We start from the raw sequence: 2584 nt of genomic DNA, 5'->3' as shown, positions 1-2584 counted from the left end.
GCTCAGTGACGGTGGGCGCACCGGCAGACCGAGGAAAGAGGTTTTCGAGCCGCGCGCCTTCGCGTTCCGCGTGGAGGATCCGACCAAGGAAATCCACCTGCTGGTGGGTCACGACTACAACCGGCCGCTGGCATCGAAACTCACCGGCACGCTGGCGCTCACCGAATCCGACGACGCGCTCACCTTCGAAGCGGATGTGGCCGAAGGGATCGGGCAGACGAGCTATGGCAAGGACGTGATCGCTCAGATCGGGGCAGGGCTAGCGTTCGGGATATCGCCGGGATTTCGCATCCCGCCTGAGCGTGCGGTGGCCGAGCCGGAATTCATCGAAGAGGAACCCGACGATGGCACGCTCGACGAAAACGGCGATCCGCGGCGCGGTGCCCTGATCAGGCATGTGCGCGAGGCGCTGCTGTACGAGCTCAGCATCGTCACCCGTCCGGCCTTCAAGGACTCCGAGGTCGAGAAACGTAACTGGACGCCGGGCCCGGTGCTGCAGCCGTTGCGGCTTCATGCCGTCAACCGGTGGAGGTGAACATGAACACCTATCAACGCGATGAAGAAGAGCCGGCCGCATATCCGGCGGACCCGGTCGATCTGAATAACGAGGCGCTGTCATGGTCGCGCATCGAGGAATGGATGTCTTGGCGCTGGTCCGAGCGCGAAGTGATCGGGACCGTCGAGGGGGCCGGATGGTGGGCGCCCGATCTGAAACCGGCGACCATCACAGCAACGGAAAAATGGCAGAACCTGGCGTGGCAATCGGTGACGCTCGATCCTTCACCGCTGGGCGGTTACGTGCTCGACGGCGAAATCTACCGGTTCACCGCTACGGTGGGGGGCGATGCGGGCGATGTCCCGGCCGCGGTTCAAGAAGCGGTCACGCGGCTCGATGACTACCTGGCCGAGGCTGCGGATCGGCACGGGGCAGGGCGGTACGAGGTCAATATCGGCGGGCTGAGTGAAGGCTTCGACCGAAACCCGGCATGGCGTGCCCGCGCCCTGCACCTGAGTGGTGCTGCCGATCTTCTCAGGAAATACAGGAGGGCGCCGTGATGGGCATTCTCGATTTATTCAGACGGCGGGCTGAGCTTGTCGAGCAACGGGCCAGCGGCTCGGGTTTCACCTCCGAGGTGATCGCCGCAAGATGGTCCTACATATCGGGCTCGCGCGGGTTAGCGGAACTGACGGCAACGGCTTCGTCCTGTGTGAGTCTCTGGGAGGGCGCTATGGCCTCCGCGGATGTTTCGGGTGCTGACCTACTGGACCGGCTCACCATGGCCCTGTGCGCCCGCTCTCTGGCGCTCCGGGGCGAGGCGGTTTTCCTGATTGGCGACACGCGGCTTGTGCCGGCGCTGGATTGGGATCTATCCACCCGTGATGGGGAGCCTCGAGCCTATCGCTTGTCAATCCCAGAGGTGGGCGGCGGGCGGACGCGAACGGCGCTGGCGGCCGAGGTGCTGCACGTTCGTATCGGTGCTGATCCAAGTGCACCTTGGACTGGTGTTTCACCCCTCCGCCGGGCGAGCCTCACCGCCGGAATGCTTCATGCGGTCGAGAGTGCATTGGGAGAGGCATTCGAGAACATGCCGCTTGGCACTCAGGTTCTGCCGTTCCCGGAAACCCCAGATACCGATTTGGAAACTCTGGGCCGCGGATTCCGTGGACGGCGCGGTGGCGTCTTGCTGCGTGAAAGCGTGAACGTCGCTGCAGCGGGTGGGCCTGCGCCGGCTCAGGACTGGCGTCCCTCTGACGTGACGCCCGATCTGTCGAAGGCAATGACTGACCAGACGTTGAAGGCGGCGCGTGCCGGGATCCTGACAGCCTACGGCGTCTTGCCCAGCCTCTTCGATACCACGGCGCAAGGGCCCCTTGTCAGAGAGGCGCAGCGCCAGCTCGCTACGTGGACCTTGCAACCGATCGCCGAGCTGATCGCCGAAGAGGCGGGCCGGAAGTTTGGCGGAGAGGTAAGCATCGACGTGCTCGCCCCGCTGCAAGCGTTCGATGCTGGCGGGCGGGCGAGGGCCGCGGCCCAGGTGGTGCAGATGATGGTGATGGCAAAGGAGGGCGGTGTCGACGCAGACGCGGCGCTGCGCCTTGTGGACTGGGAGATATGACCGGGAGGGGCCTCGATGCTCATGATATCGCCACACATGGAACGGCGGCTCGCTCGGCGGAGACGAGATGCGGTCAAAGGCCGGCTCGGGAAAGGCCGGTTTGACGCTCTGGTCACGGATATGGTCTCGCTGCACCGGCTCGCCCGTGAAGCCGGAATGATCGCCTCCATCTTCGGCCTTGAGGGGCCGCTGCGCGCCGCTGTGCGGGCCGATCTATGCCGGCAGGGATGGCGGTGGCGGGACGCGGACTTGGCAGCCCGATCAGTGCTTGAAGAAGTCTACCGACGCCTGCGCGCCGAGCGGCCGGATTGGAATGAAGGTCAGCCCGAGCACGTAGCATTGCCGGGGCTTCAAATCGAACGAACAAGGTGCGCGAAGTGTCACAAGAAACTCCCCGAAGGCCATACGAAATTCTGTTCTCGGAGTTGCGCGACAACTTATCACGATCGGCCCGCAAAGATCAGGGC

General features: G+C 64.5%; 3 protein-coding genes. All 3 read left to right on the top strand.

The genetic code is table 11. From position 1 onward, the window contains the following. Nucleotides 1-535, top strand: a 535-nt coding sequence (locus tag AC52Q4_RS09920) for an HK97 family phage prohead protease (protein ID WP_495536640.1), incomplete at its 5' end; no start/stop codon positions are given. 2 nt (nucleotides 536-537) lie between these two features. Beyond that, nucleotides 538-1056: a hypothetical protein gene (locus AC52Q4_RS09915; protein ID WP_495536639.1), complete on the top strand. Its 519-nt coding sequence runs from the start codon at nucleotides 538-540 to the stop codon at nucleotides 1054-1056. Further along, nucleotides 1056-2117 (top strand): phage portal protein, encoded by a 1062-nt coding sequence (locus AC52Q4_RS09910; protein WP_495536638.1) that lies wholly within the window; start codon nucleotides 1056-1058, stop codon nucleotides 2115-2117. Before AC52Q4_RS09915 ends, AC52Q4_RS09910 begins: the two co-directional genes overlap by 1 nt. Nucleotides 2118-2584: the final 467 nt, after the last annotated feature.

Source organism: Nitrococcus sp. (assembly GCF_059432795.1).
The sequence above is the reverse complement of the archived record's forward strand: the minus strand, read 5'-3'. Positions and strand labels throughout refer to the sequence as shown.

Excerpts from the sequence above, each read along its gene's own strand:
- AC52Q4_RS09910 (WP_495536638.1), top strand. The coding sequence starts at position 1,056 with ATGGGCATTCTCGATTTATTCAGACGGCGGGCTGAGCTTGTCGAGCAA.
- AC52Q4_RS09915 (WP_495536639.1), top strand. The coding sequence starts at position 538 with ATGAACACCTATCAACGCGATGAAGAAGAGCCGGCCGCATATCCGGCG.